We start from the raw sequence: 19,340 nt of genomic DNA, 5'->3' as shown, positions 1-19,340 counted from the left end.
TCGCAGGCAACCCGGAAGACATGGAGGTTCTGGACGCCTACTGCGCCACCGGCTGCCTACGCCGAGCCGCCGACCTTCTCCACCTGCATCAAGGCGGCGTCGCCGGCCGACTCGAACCGATCGCAATGACCCTGGGCATCGAACTGACCGAGCCCACCGCGCTGTTGGGGGCCAGGCTCGCCCTCACCGCGTGGCGGCCGCTCGACGACTGAGGCAGATGAGTCCGGGCTCTGGCTCCACGTGTGTCCGGAAATCACTCTACTCAGCAGAACTTACCTTCTCTTTACTGTTGTGCACACGTCACCCGGGACTTACCCGAACGACGCCTATGAACCCCTGTAACCCAAACCCCCCACGTGGTCTGAGACATCCCTAGTTTGCCTCGGCAAGGAGGACATGTCCCATGCGACGTACACGACGAAGAACCCTACGAGCGGGACTGGTGGCATTCCTGGCCATGTTGGCCCTGCTCGTCGGTGGCCTACCGGCCACGGCGAAGCCCGCCGACACGGCGCCCGCCGCACCCGAAGCCAAGCCGGCCGCGAAGGCGCAGGTACGCGACGCGGTCCAACACGACCTCTCTCCGAAGCTTCGTGACATCTCCGCGAAGCCTGGTGCCACCAAGCGCAGCAGCGGCAAGCCCTCCGTGCAGCCGGCCCATTCGCTGGAGCGCGCCGCCGTCAACCCGTCCGCGAAGGAGGGAAGCAGCCAGGTCCAGCGTGGCTTCACCTCCAGCCAGGTACCCGAGTTCAAGGCCAACTTCGAGGGCGTCGGCAACGTCGACGGGGTGCTTCCGCCGGACACCAACGGCGATGTCGGCCCCAACCACTACGTCCAGATGGTCAACCTCCACTACGCCGTGTTCGACAAGAGCGGCAACAAGTTGCTCGGGCCGCTGCCGGGCAATGCGGTCTTCGCCGGCTTCGGCGGACCGTGCGAGACCAGGAACGACGGCGACCCGGTGGTCCTCTACGACGAGACCGCCGATCGTTGGATGATCACCCAGTTCGCCCTGCCGGGCGGATCCGCCGGCAACCACCAGTGCATGGCGATCTCGCAGACCTCGGACCCGACCGGGGCCTTCTACCGGTACGACTTCCTCTACCACCAGACCCGGATGAACGACTACCCGAAGTACGGGATCTGGCCGGACGCCTACTACATGACCACCAACGAGTTCGCGCCGTCCTTCGTCGGCGCCGGAGCGGTGGCCTTCGAGCGGGAGAAGATGCTCGCCGGCGAGCCGGCCCGGATGGTGTACTTCCACCTCGGTCCGGACTTCGGCGGCCTGCTGCCCGCCGACGCAGAGGGGCAGGCGCCGCCGGCCGGGGCACCCAACCCGTTCTCCATGTTCGACGACGACGCGTGGGGCACCTCGCCCACCGACCGGCTGCTGATGTGGGACTTCCACGTCGACTGGACCAACCCGGCGAACTCCACCTTCGGCAACAACCTGGCGCCGAACCGGTCCCTGGAGACCGCACCGTTCGACTCGAACATGTGCAACGGTGCCCGGTCCTGCATCCCGCAGCAGGGCACCTCGGCGCGACTGGACGCGATCGCCGACCGGTTGATGTACCGGGCGGCCTACCGCAACTTCGGCGACCACGCCTCCATGGTGCTCAACCACACCGTGGATGTCGGCGGCGACCACGCCGGCGTACGGTGGTACGAACTGCGCAGCAACGCGCCCACCGATTGGGCTATCCATCAGCAGGGCACCTATGCGCCGGACGGTGAGAGCCGGTGGATGGCCAGCGCGGCCATGGACGTCACCGGCAACATGGCCATCGGCTACACGTCATCGGGCAGCACGTCCTTCCCGTCGATCCGGATGGCCGGGCGACTCTCCGGTGACCCGCTGGGCGAACTGGGGCAGAGCGAGCGGACCCTGATCGCCGGGACCGGCGCACAGACCCACTCGGCGGCCCGCTGGGGCGACTACAGCTCGATGTCGGTGGACCCGACGGACGGCTGTACGTTCTGGTTCACCTCCGAGTACCTGTCCCAGACCAGCTCCGCCAACTGGCAGACCCGTATCGGTGCGATGAAGTTCCCCAACTGCGTGAACGGCCCGCGCGGTGAGGTGAACGGCAAGGTCACCCAGTCCGGTGGCGGAGCGATCGCCGGTGCGACGGTACGCGTCGGCGGTAGCGGCACCGTCACCAACGACCAGGGCGAGTACAAGCTGACCCTGCCGGCCGGTCAGCACGAGGTGACCGCTTCGGCATTCGGCTACGCGTCGAAGTCCGAGACGGTGACCGTGCCCGACAGTGGCACGGTGACGGCGAACTTCGCGCTCGACCCGGTTCCGCTGCGCAAGGTCAGCGGCGTGGTGAAGGACAACTCCGGGCATGGCTGGCCGCTCTACGCGCGCATCGACGTGGCCGGCAAGCCAGGCGGCCCGGTCTTCACCGACCCGGCGACCGGCGCGTACAGCGTCGATCTGCCGCAGGGGGCCGAGTACGGCCTGACGGTCAAGGCGGTGTACCCGTCTTACCAGCAAGGCACGGCACAGGTCACCGTCAGTGAGAGCGACCTGGTGCGGAACTTCGACCTGGCGGTCGAGACCTCCTGCACCGCCACCGGGTACAAGATCGGTTACGGCGAACCGGTCGTCACCGAGCAGTTCGAGTCCGGGGACACGCCGGCCGGCTGGAGCGTGGTGAACACCACCCCCAACGGCGGCTGGAACTTCGCCGATCCGAGGAACCGGGGCAACCTCACCGGTGGCAGCGGCAAGTACGCCATCGCCGACAGCGACAACGCCGGTTCCGGCAAGCCGATGGACACCGCGCTGATCACCCCGGCGATGGACCTGTCCGGCGTACCGACACCGGTGCTGCGGTTCAACAGCGACTACCGGGCGCTCGGCGGGTTCGCCGACGTCGACGTGAGCGTTGACGACGGCACGACCTGGAAGAACGTGTCGCGCTGGACCAGCACCAGCCGGCGTGGTCCGGTGCTGGAGGAGATCCCGGTGCCACAGGCGGCCGGGAAGTCCGACGTGCGGATCCGGTTCCACTACCAGGCCACCTTCGCATGGTGGTGGGAGCTGGACAACATGTCGATCGTCAACCGGACCTGCGACCCGATCCCGGGTGGTCTGGTGGTCGGCCGGGTGCTGGACGGCAACACCGGCGCCGGGCTCAACGATGCGACAGTGATCAGTGAGGACAAGCCGGCGGAGAAGGCGGTGACCGGACCGACTCCGGACGACGCCAAACTCGGCGACGGCTTCTACTGGATGTTCTCGACCCTGACCGGAAAGCACCCGTTCACCGGGGCGAAGAACCAGTACAAATCGGTTACATCCACGGTGGATGTGGCGGCCGACACGGCCACGCGGGAGGACTTCACGCTCAAGGCGGGTCGGCTGACCGTCACCCCGCCATCGGTGGAGAGCAGCCTGACGCTGGGCCAGACCAAGACGGCGACGACAACAATCCGCAACGACGGCACCGCACCGGCCACGTTCGAGCTGTCCGAGCGGGCCGGCAACTTCGACAAGCTCGGTACGCGTGGCGCGCGCCTGCAGAACCTCCGGGTCAAGGGGGGCGGCGTATCGCCCGCCTGGCGGGGCGACAGCAAGCCCGGCGACGTCCTGGAGCCGACCCCGTACGCGCCGCCGTGGATCAACACGGCCAACTACCCGATCAAGGTCATGGACAACGCCGTGGCCGCCCACGACGGAAAGGTGTATTCGGTCGGCGGAACCGACGGCGCCGCCAACCTCGCCAACGGCTATGTGTACGACCCGGCGGCGAACACCTGGACGAAGATCGCCGACATGCCGGCGGCCCTGGAGAAGCCGGCAGCGACGTTCGTCGACGGCAAGCTCTACGTCTTCGGTGGCTGGAACACGGCGGGCAACACGTCGGCAAAGGTCTATGCCTACGACCCCGGTACCAACGCGTGGGAGACCCGGGCCAGCACCAACCCGGCCCCGCGTGCCGCGCCCGGCATCGGGGTGATCGACGGCCAGATCTATCTGGTCGGCGGCTGCGTGGACGGAAACTGCAGCAAGTCCAATGTGACCGTCCGGTACAACCCGGGGGCCGACACGTTCACCACGGTCGCCGCGTACCCGGTCGCGGTGGCGTGGCAGGGCTGCGGCGGGATCGACGGCACGCTCTACTGCGCCGGCGGCAACGGGCCGACGACGCTGAAGAGCACGTACGCCTACAACCCGGGCGCGAACACCTGGACCCAGATGGCCGACCTGCCGGTCGACTTCTGGGGGGTGTCCGCGGACACCGCGAACGGCCTGCTGCTGGTCTCCACCGGTGTCATCAACAACTCCACCACGGTCACCAACCAGGGCTGGGCGTACGACCCGGCGGCCAACTCCTGGTCGGCGCTGCCCAACGCCAACTTCGCCCGCTACCGGGCGGGTGCGGCGTGCGGCTTCGTCAAGGTCGGTGGCTCGACCGGCGGCTTCACCCCGACGCCTGACAGCGAACTGCTGCCCGGTTTCGACCAGTGCGCCACTGTCACCGACGTACCTTGGCTGTCCGCGTCCCCGACCTCGGCGACGCTGGAGCCCGGGCAGAGCATCACGGTGAACGTGAAGCTTGAGGCCTCCACGGCGGCGGGCGTGCAGCAGCCCGGCAAGTACACCGCCCAGCTCGGTATCAAGTCGGACACCCCGCCCGTGGCACCGATCGACGTGACGATGACCGTGCAGCCGCCCAAGGACTGGGGCAAGGCGACGGGCGTCATCACCGGCGTCGACTGCCGTGACAACAGCACCGCGCTGCGCGGGGCGACCGTCCAGATCAACGGCAAGAAGGGCTGGACCCACACCCTGAAGACCGATGCGGATGGCCGGTACTCCATCTGGGCTCCGAGGGACAACCCGGTCGAGATCATCGCGGCTCAGGACGGCTGGAAGCCGCAGTCCCGGCTGGTGAACCTCAAGGCGGCCGAGGCGGTGACCACGGACTTCGCCCTCCGCCCCACCACTTGCTGAGAGGAGTCTGATCCACGGGCCCGCGCCGTTCACCGGCGCGGGCCCTTCCCGTCTCCATCGAAAGCGGCCGCACGACGCCGAATCGCCCCTGCTACGCGACGTCGACACCAGCTCGGTCACACGCCGGCCGCCCGGTCGGTATTCCCCTCGGATTCGCACCGGTAATCACCACACCCCCATCAATACAGTGCGCTTATTCGGCATTACCGTGAGCGAATAGGGCGCCCTTTATATGACGCAGACCACGTGACCCGCGCCACTCTTATGACGATTTGAGGCATTTGCCGTGTGGGGTGGGCCACGTGACGGCCGTCACTCCGTAGCCGGATAGTAGACCCACGGGGACCCTGCCCGCAGCCTCGACGGCACTTCTCCCGGTCATTTCCGGCACCCAGTACGAATCCTTTTAGTAAAAGGGGGGCATTGACCCGGGATTTCCCCTCGATTAACAATTCTTGGCATCACCCCCCGACGGAAGAGGAATTACCGAATGCAGTTCACCGCGATGTCCACGAAGTTCGCCCGCATGACCAAGACCAAGAAGCTCTCGATGGGCATGCTCGCCGCCGGCGCCGCAGTCGTGGCCGGCACCGTCGCAGGCGCCCCGGCCGCCTCGGCCGCCACCCCCACCCAGTCCGGCGGCGGCAACGTCGACACCTGGATCAACGAGTCGCTCAAGGTCATGCGCGCGAAGGGCATCCCGGGAACCTACGACGGCATCAAGCGCAACCTGATGCGCGAGTCCTCCGGCAACCCCAACGCCATCAACAACTGGGACTCCAACGCCACCAAGGGCATCCCGTCCAAGGGCCTGCTCCAGGTCATCGACCCCACGTTCAACACGTACCACGTCAACGGCACCTCCAAGAACATCTACGACCCGGTCGCCAACATCACCGCCGCAGCCAACTACGCCGCCCACCGCTACGGCTCGATCGACAACGTCAACTCGGCCTACTGACCATCGGCCCACTGACACGACGTGCCGACCGCACAGCCGAACCCGGTCAGGACCTGCCCGGGCCCGGCCATACGAACCCGCCCCAGCCTGCCGAGTCGGACCTGGAACCGGTGATCCCGTGGCCGGCCGCGTAACGGGGCTCTACTGACCGATCGTGGCGAGCCTGGGAACGATGCGCGCGACGACCTGCTCGGCGAAGCTGACCGGGTGCCGGTCCGGCAGCACCTGGACCGCGCTGATGCCGAGCTCCGCGTACGCCTCGACGTCGGCGAGAAACGCATCGGTCTCGTCCAGGACCGGCCTGCTGAACATCAGGGTCTTCTCGATGGCGTCGTAGTCACGCCCCACCGCCGCACAGTGCTCCCGCAGGACGTCGAGCTTGTGGGCCACCTCGTCGACGTCGGTGGCGAACAGGTTGCACGCGTCCCCGTACCGGGCGACCAGCCGCAGCGTCTTCTTCTCGCCCCCGCCGCCGATCATGATCGGCGGCCGCTCCCCGATCGGCTCCGGCACGCAGAGTGTCTCGGCCAGCTTGTAGTGCCGCCCCTCGTACGGGCCGTCCTCCTCGCTCCACATCTGCAGGCAGATCTGGAGCGTCTCCTCCAGCCGCTCGAACCGCTCAGCCACCGGGACGACCGGCACCCCGAGCCCGCGCTGCTCCCGCTCGTACCAGGAGGCGCCGAGCCCGAGCACCGCCCGGCCGCCGGACAGCACATCGAGACTGGTGACGATCTTCGCGAGCAGGCCCGGGTAGCGGTACATCACGCCCGTGACCATCAGCCCGAGCGTCATCCGTTGGGTCAGCGCGGCCACGTACCCGAGGGTCGTGTATCCCTCCAGCATCGGCTCGTCGGCCGCGCTCTGCGGGGTCTCCATCTGGAAGTAGTGGTCCATCACCGTGAACGACGCGACTCCGCCCTGGTCGGCGATCCGCGCCGACTCGGCGAGCGTGGGTGCAATGAGCGCAGGGTCGGCCGGCTGCGAGTAGTTCCAGTAGTGCAGACCGAGCTTCACGTCCACTCCTCCACGCCGGACACCTTCGGCAACCCTGTGCAGTCCTCGTCATGTTAGGCGCATCCGGCCGTAACAGGCATGGCCTGTACGGCCGGACGGGTGCCGAGGCCAAGGTGATCGCCGACGACGGCCTTGCCGAACCGGGTGCGGCTCCATGGCGGCACGAGCGACTCCCGCGGCCTGCGGACCTCGGGGGCTCGACCCTCACCCGTTCGGGGCCGCCGACGGTGCGAATGGATCCCTCCGTATGCGTGCCCCTCGGGGTTGCACAGGCTGGAAGGTGCTGCAGCCGGTGATCCACGATGAGGGACGATGATCGTATCGGTGGTGTCGATGCCGGAAGGGGTCGTTGCCCGTACACACGTGTCGGAGGCACGTGAGCGTCTCGCGGCATCCCGTTTTCTGCTCGTGGACATCGAGCTGCCCGAGGAGACATCGCCCGACGAGGAGCCGGTCGCCCATCAGCTCGGTCTGGAGGCCGAGGACTTGACGTGGCTCGGCAAAGAAGGCGAATCCGTGCGGGCCGAGTTCCTCGGAGACAGCGCCGCATTCGTCGTGCCCCTCGTCGAAGAAGGCCAGGTCGCTCATGTCCATGTCTTCGTGACCGAGCGGTACCTGGTCACAGTGCACCGAGGACCGATCGGAGCAATCAAGACCTTTGTCGCCCGGTTGCCGCGCGAGAGGCCCGCCGACACTGTGGCCACGCTGTTCCTGTTGCTGCAAGAGGCCCTGGAGACCTATCGCCGGTCCGCTGTGCAGGCTCTGCTGGAGGTGGAGGACCTCGAGGACGACATGTTCCAGCAACGCCGTCCTCAGCAGGTCTACCGTCTGGCACGACTGCGACGGCGCGCGGCCCTCCTGCACCACTCGCTCCTGCCGTACCTGGAGGCGACGGACGAGACCTTGACCCGAAGGATGATGAGCGGCAGTTTCCCCGAGTCGCGGGAGAGGCTCGCTCGCTCGTACCAACGCGCCGCCAAGTCGGTGCTCACGGACATCGCGTCTCTCCAGGATGCCTCCCGGCGAGCCTTCGTCAGCTACTCCTCCCTCGTGTCCGGCGAGCAGAACGGCGTGATCAACCGGCTGGCCATCGTGTCGACGATCTTCCTCCCGCTGACGTTCCTCACCGGATTCTTCGGCATGAACTTCACCTACATGACCGACGAACTGGAAAGCCGGGCTGTTTTCTGGCTGCTCGCTGTGGGGGTGCAAGTGATCGTCCTGCTCATCGCCCTCTACGTGCTGCACCGCACCCGCCTCTGGCGGAAGCTGCATGACGACAATGGTTCCGATGACCGATGACGCGGCGCACCCGCGTCGGCACCGGACGACAGTTCAAGAACTCCAGCCGGGAGAGAAGATCCGTCCGGCGCGACCGGCTCTTCGAAGTCCGCTTCCGGCCGGCCGACGCCGCGTAGGAGGCCACGGGCTTCCCGTCCGTGGTCCCTGCGGTGCTCGTTCTCCCGCCCCTCGCACCTGGTCAGCGCGGCAGCGCCACCCAGGACTTGGTACCCGCGTGCGGCGGCATCGCGTCGCAGACGTCCCATTCCCCGCCCCAGTCATCCACCACCGCAGCCAGCAGCCACAGCGCCTGCCGACGCCGTGCCTCGCAGAGCGTGACGGCATCCGGATCGCAGTGGCGCGGGTGCTGGTCCCAGACGACGATCCGGAGCGCGTTGTCGCGGTGCCGCGCGGAGACGTACAGCGCCTGGCCCGGGGTCATGGTGGAGGTGACGCCGACCAGTTCGCTCACCACGAGCGCGGCCGGCCAGATATAGGGGGCGAGCGCGTACGCGTGCAGCGAGGCCGTGATCGCGTCGCGTCCGATCGCCGCGCTCCGCGGATCACCGGGAAGAGTGAGACTGAGCGCGAGCCCACGCTCGGAGCGGCGCCTCGGGTACGCGGTCGGGCTCGGGTCGGGTGCGGGCTCCTCGGTGGCTACCGGGCAGAGCGCGGCGCGCGGAGATTGCGGCATGACTGACTCCCCTTGTACGGGTGGCGAGTTGGCGGTCTCTCTATCGCGTCGATGCGCACAGGTGGCTCGTGCGCTGCGGAATGAGCGGTGGCTTGTCTCCCTGGCGCGGGCCGCCCCTCCCTGGGCAGGAGATTGCGGGCAGGACCGCGCGACGCACTTCCGACTCATCGCAACGTGAGCAGTGCGTTACTCAATGTAGCGCCTGAAGGGCAAAATAACCCTGCTCGCATGGAAACTGGACCCTTTCGTGGCCGGGTCGCACGCACAGGCGGCAGACTGCCGGTGACCGCATGCGGAAAGGAACGGCATGGCAGCAAGGACGTCGCCTACCGAACGCCAGAAGCGGCTTGGGGCCGAACTGCGGAGAATGCGCACGTCGGCCGACGTATCGGCCGAGTTCGCGGCCGGTCTGCTCGGTGTGGACCGCGGAAAGATCTCGAACATCGAGTCCGGAGCACGCCCCATCAGCCCGGACCGCCTGCGTACGTTGGCCTGCAATTGCGCCTGCACGGACGACAAGTACGTCGACGCGCTCGTCGAAATGTCTCAGCCGCGAAGCCGCGGATGGTGGGAGAGATACCGGGGATCGCTACCTCAAGGGCTTCTTGATATCGCAGAATTGGAGGCGCACGCTCTCCGCATGCGGGCTGCGTACTCCATGCACATCCCGGGCCTGCTCCAGACCTCCGACCACGCCCTGGCCGTGTTCCGCGTGGTGATCCCTCAGCTGCCGGAACGCGAGATCGCACTGCGTCTGGCCCATCGCGTGGAGCGCCAGGAGGTCCTGGACGGCGACCCTCCACCGCCGTACACCGGCATCGTTCATGAGGCCGCGCTCCGCATGCAGTTCGGCGGCCGAGGGGTGGCCCGCGCCCAGCTCCAGCATCTGCTGAAGAAGTCCGAACAGCCGAACGTGACGCTGCTGGTCATCCCGTTCGAGGCAGGCGCGTTCCCCGGAGCGGGTCAGACGGTCCTGTACGCGGAGGGACCGGTATCCCAGCTCGACACCGTGCAGATCGACAACTCACACGGGCCCGTCTTCGTCCACTCGGAAGCGCAGTTGGCCAAGTACCGGGCCCACCTGGACTGGATGGAGGGAATCGCGCTGCCGCCGAGCGAGTCGCGGGACTTCATCCACAACATCGCACGCCAACTCTGAAGGGATCACGGATGCCGGACGTCAACTGGGAAGACGCGTTCTGCGGCGAGGGGAACTCCTGCTACCGGCTCGGAACCGATGAGCAGGGCAACAGCTACATCACCATCGCGGGTGCGGAGGAGCACTTCCTCACCGACAGCCGCGAAGCACTCCAGCAGATGATCCGCGACATCAAGGCCGGCGCCGCCGACCACCTGCTGTAACAGCACGGGGCCCGGTACCGCGAGGTAGTCGCGGTACCGGGCCCCGTGCGTACGCGGCTGGGTCAGGAAGCGCTACCGCGCGGGAAGGACACCTCCACGCGCCGGTTCTTCTTCCGGCCCTCTTCCGTGCTGTTGTCGGCGATCGGGTACTGCTCGCCGTAACCGCGGATCTCGAAGGTGATCGACGATCCGAGCGAGTCGACCAGCACTCCGTGCACCGCGTCGGCACGCTGCTTGGACAGCACGTCGCCGTGTGCGGAGGACCCGAGATTGTCGGTGAAGCCGAAGACGCGCACCTTGGTGGCGTTCTGCTTCTTGATCTCGGCTGCGACGGCTGCGATGCGGGACTTGGCTGCGGCGCTCAGCTTCGCGCTGTCCTTGCCGAAGAGGACTTCCGCCTGGAGCGCGAACTTGATGCTGGCGTTGCTGTCCTCGCGGCGCTCCTCGCCGCCCTGGTCCTCGACGACCTGGATGATGTCGAGGACCTTCGCCGGGGCGAGTGTGGCCCCCTCGGCCATCTTGAGGTCGGGGTCGTTGCTGTCCACCTTGACGGGTGGCACCGACGACGCCTCGGTGCCGGGCGGCACGCTGGGACCGTCGTCTGCGACAGCCTGCGAGGCCCCCAGGACGGTGACGCTTGCCATCAGCAACGTGGCTGCGATGACGTGCCCCGCGAGGCGCGGTGGCCTGCGACGTGTACCTCCGTGGTTCATGTCGACCCTCACTCGGAGATCTTCAGTGAGGTGGTGGCGAAGGTCGGGAGCATGAAGTCGACCTCGGTCGTGCTGCTGGGCGGCGCGGGGAACTGCATGAAAACGGAGGTTGACTTACGCGGCTGAAGCGGCAGGATGCCTGTCGTGCACAGGCATCGGTTATCGGTGTCCCGAAGAACGTAGTAGCGCTTCTTCCCGACCTTGTCGATCAGTGCAGCACCAGCGACCGAGTTGGGGTTCTGCGGAGCAACTCCTGCCTCCGTACCAGCCCAGCCCGAGGTGGGCTGGTTCCTATCACTCTCATTCTTGATCTCGCCTTGCACTGTGATAAATCCACCCGAGTCGCGCTTCACCTGATTGATGACGAGCGTGACTCCGTCCTGCCCCCTGGCCTCGGCGAGCTTCACATTCGGGTCCACGTTGTCTCCCGCGGCGGTGTCCTCCTGCTTCGCCCCCTTGTCCCCTTCGGAGGACTTGGAAGGCGAGGAGGACGACTCAGAACCCGTGTCCTTCGTCTTTCCACCGCCGTCGTCAGCACCGCACCCGGTGACGGCCAGGGCCAATGCCGCTGTCAGTGAGACAGCTGCCACAACCCTTCGGGACTTGGTGGTGCGCCGAATGCTCATGGGTTCTGATTCCTTTAGTCGTCGTTCGCTGTCAGTCGTCGATCAGGTGCACGTCGTAGAGAATCTTGCTCACCTGGGACCAGGGCGGTGGGCTGCCAGGCGCGATTTCGACGACCCCGCCGCCACCGCACTTGAAGATGTACAAGTCCTGGACTCCGTCATCATTGAAGTCCAATGCCTTCCAAGAGCAGCGGAACTCGATCTCGGCAGTCGCCTTGGCCGTCGCGACCTTCTTCTTCGAGCCGGGAAGCACAGACGAGTCCACCGCCTTGAGTCCCTGGACCTCGACCTTGATGCGGTCTCGGTAGCCACCAGGAATCGGCCAGCAGCGCTTGAGATCCGCCTCGTTGGCTGCGGCATAGCCCTGAGCGGCAGTGCACCCGCCAACGGGGTGCGCGCGGAGGTACAGGTCCAGCGTGTTCCCTGGAAGCGACGCGAGGAACGGCGCCTCGAACTCCTCACGAGCCTGCTGGGCGGCGGCGAGTGCGGCGGCGTCCGCCGCACCCTGGGCCCCATTGCGCAAGGCTGCAGCCTTGCCGACAGCGAAGAACGCCAACGCGAGAAAGAGCAGGCCCGCCACCATCACTACATAAATGGGGAAGGCCTGCCCTGAATCGCGGCGTTGACGACCAATCATCAGCCCGCGGTGATGGAGTTCACCAGGCCGGAGATCCGGCTCGAGATCGCACCACCGATACCCGTAGCCACGATCGCACCGATGATCGCCACGACCACCAGGATGATGCCCAGGTACTCGAAGGCCGTCTGGCCGCGGTCCTTGGCCTCGTAACGCTTCTGGATCTTGCTGACGGCGGTGTTGGCCCAGCCGTTGACGCGGACGGCGGTCTTCAGGGTGATGTTCGACATGGTGTTCCCCTCCGGGTTCGGCCGACCGACAGCCGGCCGACTCGCACGTTTCTCTGGGGCCACCCGCGGTACCGGCTTCCTCCTGGCCGGTCCCGCTGGCGACATGAGAAACATACGGCGGCACACCCTGCCCACCAGAGGGTCCCAGGGCCCATTCCCGGGCCCAAAAAGGGAGTTGGGTCCCGAGGCCCGCACTGCTGTCCGGTGTCCTGCCCTTCACCTCAGCCACGGCCACCAGTCCCCCGCGCGCCGGGCCCACCCGTCGGGGCCGTGCCGAGCCAGCGGGCGATCGCCTCGCTGCGGCTGCCGCTGTGGAGCTTGGTGAAGATGCGGTTGATGTGGTTCTTGACCGTCTTCTCGCTGATGAAGCAGGTGGCGGCGATCTGCTGATTGCTCATGCCGGACGCGATCAGCTCCATGACCTCCACCTCCCGCGAACTCAGCCCGTACTGCTCCCTGTTGGGTGCCGCTCCCGGCGTCCCTCTCAGTGAAGACTGTGCCACAATCGGTTGCAGATGCGAAAGACCCTGAGCGGTTCGGGCCGGTTGCGGCGCAGGTGGGACCATTTCGGGCCCCGAACCATGTGCATGCGCACCGTCCTGCTGCGCCACGCCCGCCGGGGGTCCGTCGTATCCGGGCCTCGGGTAGGGGACGCCCGTGGTCAGCGCCGTCCCCAGCCCCTCCGGAAGGGGTTGCCCCTGTGGTGCCGTCCCCTGTCGCATATGGGCCAGGAGCGCGTTCGCCGCGGTCGCGGTGAAGTGGGCGCGGCCGCTCTTGGTGTCCCGGACCGCCTGCACCAGTTGGTCCGCCGTGAACTCGCCGTGCACCAGATAGCCACCGGCGCCCAGCCGCAGCGCCTCGTGGACGATCTCGCTCTCGCGGCTGTAGGTCAGCATCATGACGGGGGCGACCCGCACGAGGTGCGGCAGCGCGGAGATGCCGTCGACGCCCGGCATGCGGACGTCGAGCAGGACGACGTCCGGGCGGTGCTGCACGGCCATGTCGTAGGCCTGACGGCCGTCCACGGCCTCCGCCACGACTTCGATGTCCTCACGGCCGGAGAGCAGCACGCCCAGGCCGGCCCGGACCACGGGGTTGTCGTCGGCGACGACGACCCGCAGGGGGCTGGGGAGAGCCAGGGGCGGGGCCGCGGGGAAGGGAGGTGTGACCTCGGATGCCGCGGGCTGCTGGGGGACGGGGAAACCGGAGGAGCTGAGCTCCGAGGTGAGCGGGGTGATGTGCGAGGACGTGTGCTGGGAGGTGTGGTTCTGTGCCGCCCAGTTCTGGCCCGACGCGCGGGAGACATCGTCCGGCATTCTGCGACCTCCTCTCAGGATCTATGGGGGGTGAGGGTGGGGTGGAGCGAGTCAGTTCACTTGCTGTGTTTCCGGACCGGCGGCGAGAGCGGCCACCGGGAGTTCCAGGCGTACTTCGGTGCCCTTGGCCGCCTTGCCCTTGCCGATGCGGATGCGGGCGCCGATGGACGCGGCGCGTTCGACCATGCCGACGAGACCGAAGTGACCGGCGCGCCTGAGGTCGTCGAGCGTCGTGCCCGGGGGCAGGCCGCGTCCGTCGTCGTACACGCTGACGCGCAGGACATCGCCCTTCACGCCTGCGAGCACGACGAGATAGGTGGGGTGGGCATGGCGATGGGCGTTCTCCATCGCTTCGGAGGCGACCGTGAGCAGCTGGCGGGCGACCACCTGCGGCACGGCCGGGACCGGGGCCTCGTTGAGCATCCGGAAGGTGGCCGTGAGTCCGTGGCGGCGGGTGAAGTCGTCCGCGCGGGCGCGGAGCTCGCTGACCACGTCCACTCCCCCGTCGAGTCCGGACTCGCGGCGCAGGTCGGAGAGTAGTTCCCGCGATTCCGCCGCCGCCCGGCGGGCGGAGCGTGCGACCAGTTCTGCCTGGTGCTTGACGGTGAGCGGATCCATCCGGTCGGAGGAGCTGGCCAGACCGTCGGCGGCCAGCGCCAGACCGTGCAGGGTCTTGGCCACCGAGTCGTGCATCTCCCGGGCGAGCCTGGTGCGCTCGCCCTCCACTGCCTCGTTCACCGCGAGCCGTGCCCGGGTCTCGGTGAGCGCCTGGCTGGCCGTGCCGAAGCGGAGGAGCAGATTGCGCAGGGTGACCCCGACGGCGCCCGCGATGATGCAGAAGCCGGGGAGGAGGAGTGCCGTCGCGTCGGCGGAATCCAGCTTCGGGTCGGTGGCGTACACGCCGAAGACGATCACCGTCTGGAGCGCCGCGAAAACCGCCGCGCCCCGCCAGCCATAGACGAGTCCGGCCAGCAGCGGGGTGCAGACGGTGACATACGCGAGGGTGGACTCGGGTGTGGCGGTGACCAGCAGCAGGGCACCGAACAGCGCGTCTATGCCGAGCAGCCAGGGGTGGCGGAGCAGGACGGGGCCGAAGCGCTCCCAGTCCCGGAACAGGACGTACGAGCCCATGAAGGTGGCGAGGATCGCCGAGCCGATCAGCCAGGTGGCCGGTCCCGGCTCCGTGTGCGCGATCGCGAACGGCGTGGCCATGCCGATCATGGCGAGCCGGAACCCGAAGACCTGCCGGCACATCGCCTGGAGCGCGTTCAGCTGGATCGCGAACGCCGGGCGCGGGCCGGGGTCGGCAATCGCCTGGCGTACGTCCGACGTCAGTCCCGTCTGCGCGCTGCCGAGTGGGAACGACATGTGCCTGTCACCTCCTCCGTGGGTCGTGGTCATCGGCTCCGCCGTCCATGTCATCCGCCCGTGAGGAAGCTGAAGTCGACGTTGGCTCCGTAGACGAAACCGACCGTCAGCAGCACGAGCGTCCCGGGGAGCAGGAACGTGGTGACCGCGAAGGTCGCCTTGGGTACGGCCCTGGCCGCCTTCCTGCGGGCGTTCTGGGCGTCCGTACGTCGCATGTCGTTGGCGATCTGGATCAGCGTCTCGACGATCGGCGCACCGAGCTCCTCACCCTGCTGGAGCGTGGTCACGAACATCGCGACCTGTTCCGAGTCGTTGCGCTTGCGCAGCTGCTCGAACGCCTCGCGGCGGCTCACACCCATGTCCATCTGGCGCAGGGTGATGCGGAGTTCGTCGGCCCAGGGACCCTCGTACTTCTCTGCGACACGGCCGAGCGCCTGGCGGAAGCCGAGGCCCGCGGAAACGACGACGGCGAGGACGTCGAGGAAGTCGGGGAGCGTCCGGTCGATGTGGTCCCTGCGGACGCGGACCGCCGCCAGGATGCCGACCTCGGACCAGAACAGGCCGAAGGCGATCAGCACAAGGGCGAGGAAGAGCTGGCCGCGCATCAGCATCGTGAGCGCACCGAACGCGCCGAGGGCGCCGTAGACGAAGCGGCGGGCGGCGTAGCGGTCGATGGTCAGACCGCCCGGATTGCCCGCCATGTCGATCTGGCGGCGCTTCTTGTTGACCGCCTTGGGGCCCATCATCCGCAGCACCATGGGGGCCCAGCGCATGCCCATCCGGTCGATGCCGGAACCCACCGCGGTGGTGCGGGTGGCGCCTACCTCCAGGGCAATCGCGAGGTCACCGGGCAGTTTGGCGTCGGCCCGGTACATACGGATACCGGCAATGGCTCCGAACACTGCGAGCCCTACGATGCCTGCGAGGAGCAGGTCCATGTTCCCCCCGCCCATCAGACGTCGATCCGGGACAGGCGGCGGATCACGATGAATCCGATCGCGTACAGGGCGATGGAGATGACCACGGCGACCTGGCCTATGAAGGCTCCGGTCATGCGGTCGAGCGCACCGGGCATCACCGCATTCATCAGGAGCATGGCGCCGAGTCCGAAGACGGGGACGGCGTAGGCGGTGACAGTGACCTGGGAGAGCTGGGTCTTGACCTCGCGCCGGGTCTCCTTGCGCTCCTCCAGCGTCTCGGTGAGGTTGCGCAGGGAGCTGACGACCGTACCGCCGGCCCGGTTGGACAGCACAAGGGTCGTCACGAGGACGACGAGCTCGCGCGACGGCAGCCGGTCGGTCAGTTCGCTCAGCGCATCGTCGAGGGATTCACCGACGGCGAGGCGGCGGGCGACCCGGGCCAGTTCCTCGCCCGCCGGGTCCTCCATCTCATCCGCCGCCATGCTGATGGACGTGCGGAGCGCGAGCCCTGCCTGGGTGGCGTTGGCGAGGATGCGGGCGAGTTCGGGGAGCTGGTTGATGAAGCGTTCGGTGCGCTTGGTCCGCTGCCAGTTCAGGAAGGCGTTGGTGCCCCAGAGGCCGACGAGCGCCGCGACCGGACCGAAGAAGCTGGCGAGGATCGACGAGGCGATCATCCACAGTGCGGCCATCGCGGCGAGCGCGTAGACGAAGAATTCGCCCGGCGTGATCTCGAGTCCGGTGGCCGCCAGTTTCAGTTCGAGCTTGCGGCCCAGTCCGGTCTTGCGCAGCCTGCGGTCGACGCCCCGGAAGCGACGGTGGCGCCCTGCCTCGGGGATCTGGCCGGTGTGCGACAGCCGGTCGACCAGCGCTTCCTGGTCGGCCTTCCCGCCGGAGTAGGCGTGCAGGCCCATGACGCCCGTCACGCCGCAGAGCAGCGTGACGCCGATCGTGAGAAGAGGAAGATTTGTCATGGCACAGGTACCTAGTTGGCCTCTCGGGTGGCGAGCTGTTCGGCGGACGCGGCGACTCCGAAGGCCTGCGGGATGGGCTGGCTGGCCATGTAGAGACGGTCGGCGATCTTGCGTGGGATCGGGAGGTACTGGAACTCGCCGTAGATCCGCCCGTCGGCGGCCATCGGCTGTGCGTTGAACCGGGCGACGGTCACGATGCGGTAGGGGTCGCGGCCGTGCGAGTCGAGGACGGCGATCTCGGTGACCTTGCGGGAGCCGTCGGCGTGCCGGGTGAGCTGGACGATGACATCGACGGCGCTGTTGATCTGGTCGTGCAGGGCCTCGAACGGGATCTTGATCTCGGACATCGACGCCAGGGTCTGCAGACGCATGAGCGCGTCCTCGGCGTTGTTGGCGTGGACGGTGGCGAGTGAGCCGTCGTGACCGGTCGACATCGCCTGGAGCATGTCGAGCGATTCGCCGCCACGGACCTCACCGACGACGATCCGGTCGGGGCGCATACGCAGGGAGTTGCGGACCAGGTCACGGATGGTGATCTGGCCCTTCCCCTCGACGTTCGCCGGGCGGGACTCCAGTCGGATCACATGGCTCTGCTGGAGCTGGAGCTCGGCGGAGTCCTCGATGGTGACGATTCGCTCCCTGTCCGGGATGAGCCCGGAGAGAGCGTTGAGCAGCGTCGTCTTTCCCGTGCCGGTGGCCCCGGAGACGATGACGTTGAGCTTGGCCTGGACGAGCCCGGAGAGCAGGATCAGCATCTGCTCGTCGAGCGAGCCGATGTTGATCATCTCCTGGAGCGTGAAGGCCCGCGGGAAGCGTCGGATGGTGAGCGTCGCGCCGGACAGCGAGAGCGGCGGAATGATCACATTGACACGCTCGCCGCTGGGCAGGCGGGCGTCGACCATCGGATTCGACTCGTCCACCCGGCGGTTGACGGTCGACACGATGCGCTCGATGGTCTGCATCAACTGCTCGTGCGAACCGAAGCGCATCGGGAGCTGCTCCACCTTGCCGCTGCGCTCGACGAAGATCTGGTCCGGTCCGTTCACCATGATTTCGGTGATGGACGCGTCCTCGAGGAGCGGTTCCAGGATGCCGAGGCCGAGAGCCTCGTCGACGACCCGGCGGATCAGTTGCGTGCGTTCGACGGTCGAGAGGACCGGTCCCTCACGGCTGATGATGTGGCTGAGGACGCGCTCCAGCCGAGCCCGCCGGTCGGCCGCGGCGAGCGAGGACATCTCCGCCAGGTCGATCTCTTCGAGCAGCTTGGCGCGGTAGGTGGCGACCATGTGGCCGTCCTCCCTCGCCCCGCTGTGCTTCTCGGGGGCGGTGACGCGTGCCCGCAGACTCATGTCCGTAACTCCTCGTTCTGGCTTACCGGTGGGGCCTCAGCCGTACGTGCGGCGCGCTGTGGGGTCAGGTGCGGGGCATCGTGGAGCTCCGTTCGGCCCAGCCCCAGATGTCGACGCCGGGAATGATGCGCGGCACCTTGACGCGGACGGTGCAGGTGACCTTGTCGAAGGAGGCCTTCGGCCTGAAGCGGGCCCTGTTCGCGGTCCAGTCGCTCATCGCGTCCCTGCCCGCCCCTTCGCAGTCGGACCCGCTGGCGGACATGCTGGACAGGCGGGCTCCCGCACGGGCGCCGGTGCCCGCCTGGTTGGCGGCGTACGCGGCCAGACCCGTCTGGATCGCGAGGAGGCCGACCAGGAGCAGCAGCGGGATGAAGCCCATGTATTCGATGGCGACCTGGCCCCGGTCGCGGCGGCGGGCGGTGCGTGCGGGTGTGTGCGTGCGTGTGTTCATCGCTCAGCCCTCCAGCGGTGCGGCGGCGTTGCCGGTGACGTGGAAGGGCCAGTTCAGGACGCCTGGCACCAGGACCGGCACCTTGAGCTTGACCTCGGCCTTGTACATGTCGGACGAGGAGCGGCACGTCGTCCTGGACTTCTCCCGCCATGCCTTCGGAAGGTGCTCGGTGGCGACCTGCCTGCATGCCTGTGCGCGCAGACCGCCGGAGATGGCGCCCTTGTGGGCGGCCTCGTCCGCCGAGTTCCCCGCCAGGGAGAACGTGTAGCCGATCAGCGCGCACTGCCACAGCGCGATCATCAGCAGGATGATCAGCGGTGTGACGCCCAGGAACTCGATGGCGGTCTGACCGCGGTCACGGTCCCGCCCCGTCACGCGGCAGCCGTCGTGCTCACGGTCGGCTGTGCGGTAACGCCGTCCCCGTATTCCCTGTGTTTCCCGTATCTCCGGGCCGTTCATCTCGGTGGTCGCCATG

Annotated in this window: 19 protein-coding genes; 6 read left to right on the top strand and 13 right to left on the bottom strand. The window is 67.7% G+C overall.

From position 1 onward, the window contains the following. Positions 1–20: 20 nt before the first annotated feature. The 3 genes from ACFU8W_RS15450 to ACFU8W_RS15440 all read left to right on the top strand — a co-directional run bounded on the left by ACFU8W_RS15450 (position 21) and on the right by ACFU8W_RS15440 (position 5,933). The gene (locus ACFU8W_RS15450; RefSeq protein WP_384036634.1) at positions 21–212 is read left to right on the top strand and encodes a helix-turn-helix domain-containing protein; all 192 of its coding nucleotides are present in this window, start codon (positions 21–23) and stop codon (positions 210–212) included. 191 nt (positions 213–403) lie between these two features. Continuing rightward, positions 404–4,972 (top strand): carboxypeptidase regulatory-like domain-containing protein, encoded by a 4,569-nt coding sequence (locus ACFU8W_RS15445; RefSeq protein WP_384036632.1) that lies wholly within the window; start codon positions 404–406, stop codon positions 4,970–4,972. A gap of 505 nt (positions 4,973–5,477) precedes the next feature. Continuing rightward, complete coding sequence (locus ACFU8W_RS15440) at positions 5,478–5,933, top strand: transglycosylase SLT domain-containing protein (RefSeq protein ID WP_384037130.1); 456 nt, start codon at positions 5,478–5,480, stop codon at positions 5,931–5,933. A gap of 141 nt (positions 5,934–6,074) precedes the next feature. Here ACFU8W_RS15440 and ACFU8W_RS15435 read toward each other — a convergent pair whose 3' ends face one another. Beyond that, on the bottom strand, positions 6,075–6,947 hold the full coding sequence (locus ACFU8W_RS15435) for an LLM class F420-dependent oxidoreductase (protein WP_384036629.1): 873 nt from the start codon (positions 6,945–6,947) through the stop codon (positions 6,075–6,077). A gap of 312 nt (positions 6,948–7,259) precedes the next feature. On the opposite strand from ACFU8W_RS15435, the gene ACFU8W_RS15430 reads away from it, so the two are divergent. Beyond that, positions 7,260–8,249, top strand: a complete 990-nt coding sequence (locus ACFU8W_RS15430; RefSeq protein WP_384036626.1) for a CorA family divalent cation transporter — start codon at positions 7,260–7,262, stop codon at positions 8,247–8,249. A 178-nt stretch (positions 8,250–8,427) separates the two neighbouring features. On the opposite strand, the gene ACFU8W_RS15425 is transcribed toward ACFU8W_RS15430, so the two are convergent. Further along, positions 8,428–8,922 carry an ATP-binding protein gene (locus ACFU8W_RS15425; protein WP_384036623.1) on the bottom strand — a complete coding sequence of 165 codons (495 nt, stop codon included), beginning with the start codon at positions 8,920–8,922 and terminating at the stop codon, positions 8,428–8,430. Positions 8,923–9,229: 307 nt separating this feature from the next. Between ACFU8W_RS15425 and ACFU8W_RS15420 the strand changes: the two genes are divergently transcribed. Both ACFU8W_RS15420 and ACFU8W_RS15415 read left to right on the top strand, forming a co-directional pair. Then, the gene (locus ACFU8W_RS15420; RefSeq protein WP_384036621.1) at positions 9,230–10,081 is read left to right on the top strand and encodes a helix-turn-helix domain-containing protein; all 852 of its coding nucleotides are present in this window, start codon (positions 9,230–9,232) and stop codon (positions 10,079–10,081) included. A gap of 11 nt (positions 10,082–10,092) precedes the next feature. Then, positions 10,093–10,284: a hypothetical protein gene (locus ACFU8W_RS15415; protein ID WP_266982075.1), complete on the top strand. Its 192-nt coding sequence runs from the start codon at positions 10,093–10,095 to the stop codon at positions 10,282–10,284. A gap of 62 nt (positions 10,285–10,346) precedes the next feature. Here ACFU8W_RS15415 and ACFU8W_RS15410 read toward each other — a convergent pair whose 3' ends face one another. The 11 genes from ACFU8W_RS15410 to ACFU8W_RS15360 all read right to left on the bottom strand — a co-directional run bounded on the left by ACFU8W_RS15410 (position 10,347) and on the right by ACFU8W_RS15360 (position 19,339). Further along, positions 10,347–10,928, bottom strand: a complete 582-nt coding sequence (locus ACFU8W_RS15410) for an OmpA family protein (protein ID WP_384036613.1) — start codon at positions 10,926–10,928, stop codon at positions 10,347–10,349. Between the two features lie 77 nt (positions 10,929–11,005). Continuing rightward, positions 11,006–11,623 carry a hypothetical protein gene (locus ACFU8W_RS15405; protein WP_384036610.1) on the bottom strand — a complete coding sequence of 206 codons (618 nt, stop codon included), beginning with the start codon at positions 11,621–11,623 and terminating at the stop codon, positions 11,006–11,008. 31 nt (positions 11,624–11,654) lie between these two features. Continuing rightward, positions 11,655–12,260, bottom strand: a complete 606-nt coding sequence (locus ACFU8W_RS15400) for a pilus assembly protein TadG-related protein (protein WP_384036607.1) — start codon at positions 12,258–12,260, stop codon at positions 11,655–11,657. Then, positions 12,260–12,490: a hypothetical protein gene (locus tag ACFU8W_RS15395; RefSeq protein WP_384036604.1), complete on the bottom strand. Its 231-nt coding sequence runs from the start codon at positions 12,488–12,490 to the stop codon at positions 12,260–12,262. The genes ACFU8W_RS15400 and ACFU8W_RS15395 overlap by 1 nt, the downstream gene beginning before the upstream one ends. A 221-nt stretch (positions 12,491–12,711) precedes the next feature. Then, positions 12,712–13,806 (bottom strand): response regulator, encoded by a 1,095-nt coding sequence (locus ACFU8W_RS15390; RefSeq protein WP_384036602.1) that lies wholly within the window; start codon positions 13,804–13,806, stop codon positions 12,712–12,714. A gap of 51 nt (positions 13,807–13,857) precedes the next feature. Next, a complete protein-coding gene (locus ACFU8W_RS15385) occupies positions 13,858–15,174 on the bottom strand; it encodes a sensor histidine kinase (protein ID WP_384036600.1) in 1,317 nt (438 codons plus the stop codon). 50 nt (positions 15,175–15,224) lie between these two features. Next, complete coding sequence (locus ACFU8W_RS15380; protein ID WP_384037127.1) at positions 15,225–16,112, bottom strand: DUF5936 domain-containing protein; 888 nt, start codon at positions 16,110–16,112, stop codon at positions 15,225–15,227. 14 nt (positions 16,113–16,126) lie between these two features. Next, on the bottom strand, positions 16,127–17,065 hold the full coding sequence (locus ACFU8W_RS15375; RefSeq protein WP_384036597.1) for a type II secretion system F family protein: 939 nt from the start codon (positions 17,063–17,065) through the stop codon (positions 16,127–16,129). An 11-nt stretch (positions 17,066–17,076) separates the two neighbouring features. Further along, the gene (locus tag ACFU8W_RS15370) at positions 17,077–18,414 is read right to left on the bottom strand and encodes a CpaF family protein (protein WP_037688583.1); all 1,338 of its coding nucleotides are present in this window, start codon (positions 18,412–18,414) and stop codon (positions 17,077–17,079) included. A gap of 64 nt (positions 18,415–18,478) precedes the next feature. Beyond that, complete coding sequence (locus tag ACFU8W_RS15365; RefSeq protein ID WP_384036595.1) at positions 18,479–18,865, bottom strand: TadE/TadG family type IV pilus assembly protein; 387 nt, start codon at positions 18,863–18,865, stop codon at positions 18,479–18,481. Between the two features lie 3 nt (positions 18,866–18,868). Next, complete coding sequence (locus tag ACFU8W_RS15360; protein ID WP_345515252.1) at positions 18,869–19,339, bottom strand: TadE family protein; 471 nt, start codon at positions 19,337–19,339, stop codon at positions 18,869–18,871. Position 19,340 lies beyond the last annotated feature (1 nt).

Origin of the sequence: Streptomyces sp. NPDC057565 (genome assembly GCF_042801455.1) — a bacterium.
GTDB lineage: Bacteria > Actinomycetota > Actinomycetes > Streptomycetales > Streptomycetaceae > Streptomyces > Streptomyces yanii.
The sequence above is the reverse complement of the archived record's forward strand: the minus strand, read 5'-3'. Positions and strand labels throughout refer to the sequence as shown.

What these genes read in the sequence shown, in the direction of transcription:
- ACFU8W_RS15390 (WP_384036602.1), bottom strand. Translation starts at nt 13,806, where the DNA reads ATGCCGGACGATGTCTCCCGCGCGTCGGGCCAGAACTGGGCGGCACAG.
- ACFU8W_RS15440 (WP_384037130.1), top strand. Translation starts at nt 5,478, where the DNA reads ATGTCCACGAAGTTCGCCCGCATGACCAAGACCAAGAAGCTCTCGATG.
- ACFU8W_RS15405 (WP_384036610.1), bottom strand. Translation starts at nt 11,623, where the DNA reads ATGAGCATTCGGCGCACCACCAAGTCCCGAAGGGTTGTGGCAGCTGTC.
- ACFU8W_RS15410 (WP_384036613.1), bottom strand. Translation starts at nt 10,928, where the DNA reads ATGGCAAGCGTCACCGTCCTGGGGGCCTCGCAGGCTGTCGCAGACGAC.
- ACFU8W_RS15375 (WP_384036597.1), bottom strand. Translation starts at nt 17,065, where the DNA reads ATGACAAATCTTCCTCTTCTCACGATCGGCGTCACGCTGCTCTGCGGC.
- ACFU8W_RS15395 (WP_384036604.1), bottom strand. Translation starts at nt 12,490, where the DNA reads ATGTCGAACATCACCCTGAAGACCGCCGTCCGCGTCAACGGCTGGGCC.
- ACFU8W_RS15380 (WP_384037127.1), bottom strand. Translation starts at nt 16,112, where the DNA reads ATGGACCTGCTCCTCGCAGGCATCGTAGGGCTCGCAGTGTTCGGAGCC.
- ACFU8W_RS15400 (WP_384036607.1), bottom strand. Translation starts at nt 12,260, where the DNA reads ATGATTGGTCGTCAACGCCGCGATTCAGGGCAGGCCTTCCCCATTTAT.
- ACFU8W_RS15430 (WP_384036626.1), top strand. Translation starts at nt 7,260, where the DNA reads ATGATCGTATCGGTGGTGTCGATGCCGGAAGGGGTCGTTGCCCGTACA.
- ACFU8W_RS15450 (WP_384036634.1), top strand. Translation starts at nt 21, where the DNA reads ATGGAGGTTCTGGACGCCTACTGCGCCACCGGCTGCCTACGCCGAGCC.
- ACFU8W_RS15420 (WP_384036621.1), top strand. Translation starts at nt 9,230, where the DNA reads ATGGCAGCAAGGACGTCGCCTACCGAACGCCAGAAGCGGCTTGGGGCC.
- ACFU8W_RS15365 (WP_384036595.1), bottom strand. Translation starts at nt 18,865, where the DNA reads ATGAACACACGCACGCACACACCCGCACGCACCGCCCGCCGCCGCGAC.
- ACFU8W_RS15415 (WP_266982075.1), top strand. Translation starts at nt 10,093, where the DNA reads ATGCCGGACGTCAACTGGGAAGACGCGTTCTGCGGCGAGGGGAACTCC.
- ACFU8W_RS15370 (WP_037688583.1), bottom strand. Translation starts at nt 18,414, where the DNA reads ATGAGTCTGCGGGCACGCGTCACCGCCCCCGAGAAGCACAGCGGGGCG.
- ACFU8W_RS15445 (WP_384036632.1), top strand. Translation starts at nt 404, where the DNA reads ATGCGACGTACACGACGAAGAACCCTACGAGCGGGACTGGTGGCATTC.
- ACFU8W_RS15425 (WP_384036623.1), bottom strand. Translation starts at nt 8,922, where the DNA reads ATGCCGCAATCTCCGCGCGCCGCGCTCTGCCCGGTAGCCACCGAGGAG.
- ACFU8W_RS15385 (WP_384036600.1), bottom strand. Translation starts at nt 15,174, where the DNA reads ATGTCGTTCCCACTCGGCAGCGCGCAGACGGGACTGACGTCGGACGTA.
- ACFU8W_RS15360 (WP_345515252.1), bottom strand. Translation starts at nt 19,339, where the DNA reads ATGGCGACCACCGAGATGAACGGCCCGGAGATACGGGAAACACAGGGA.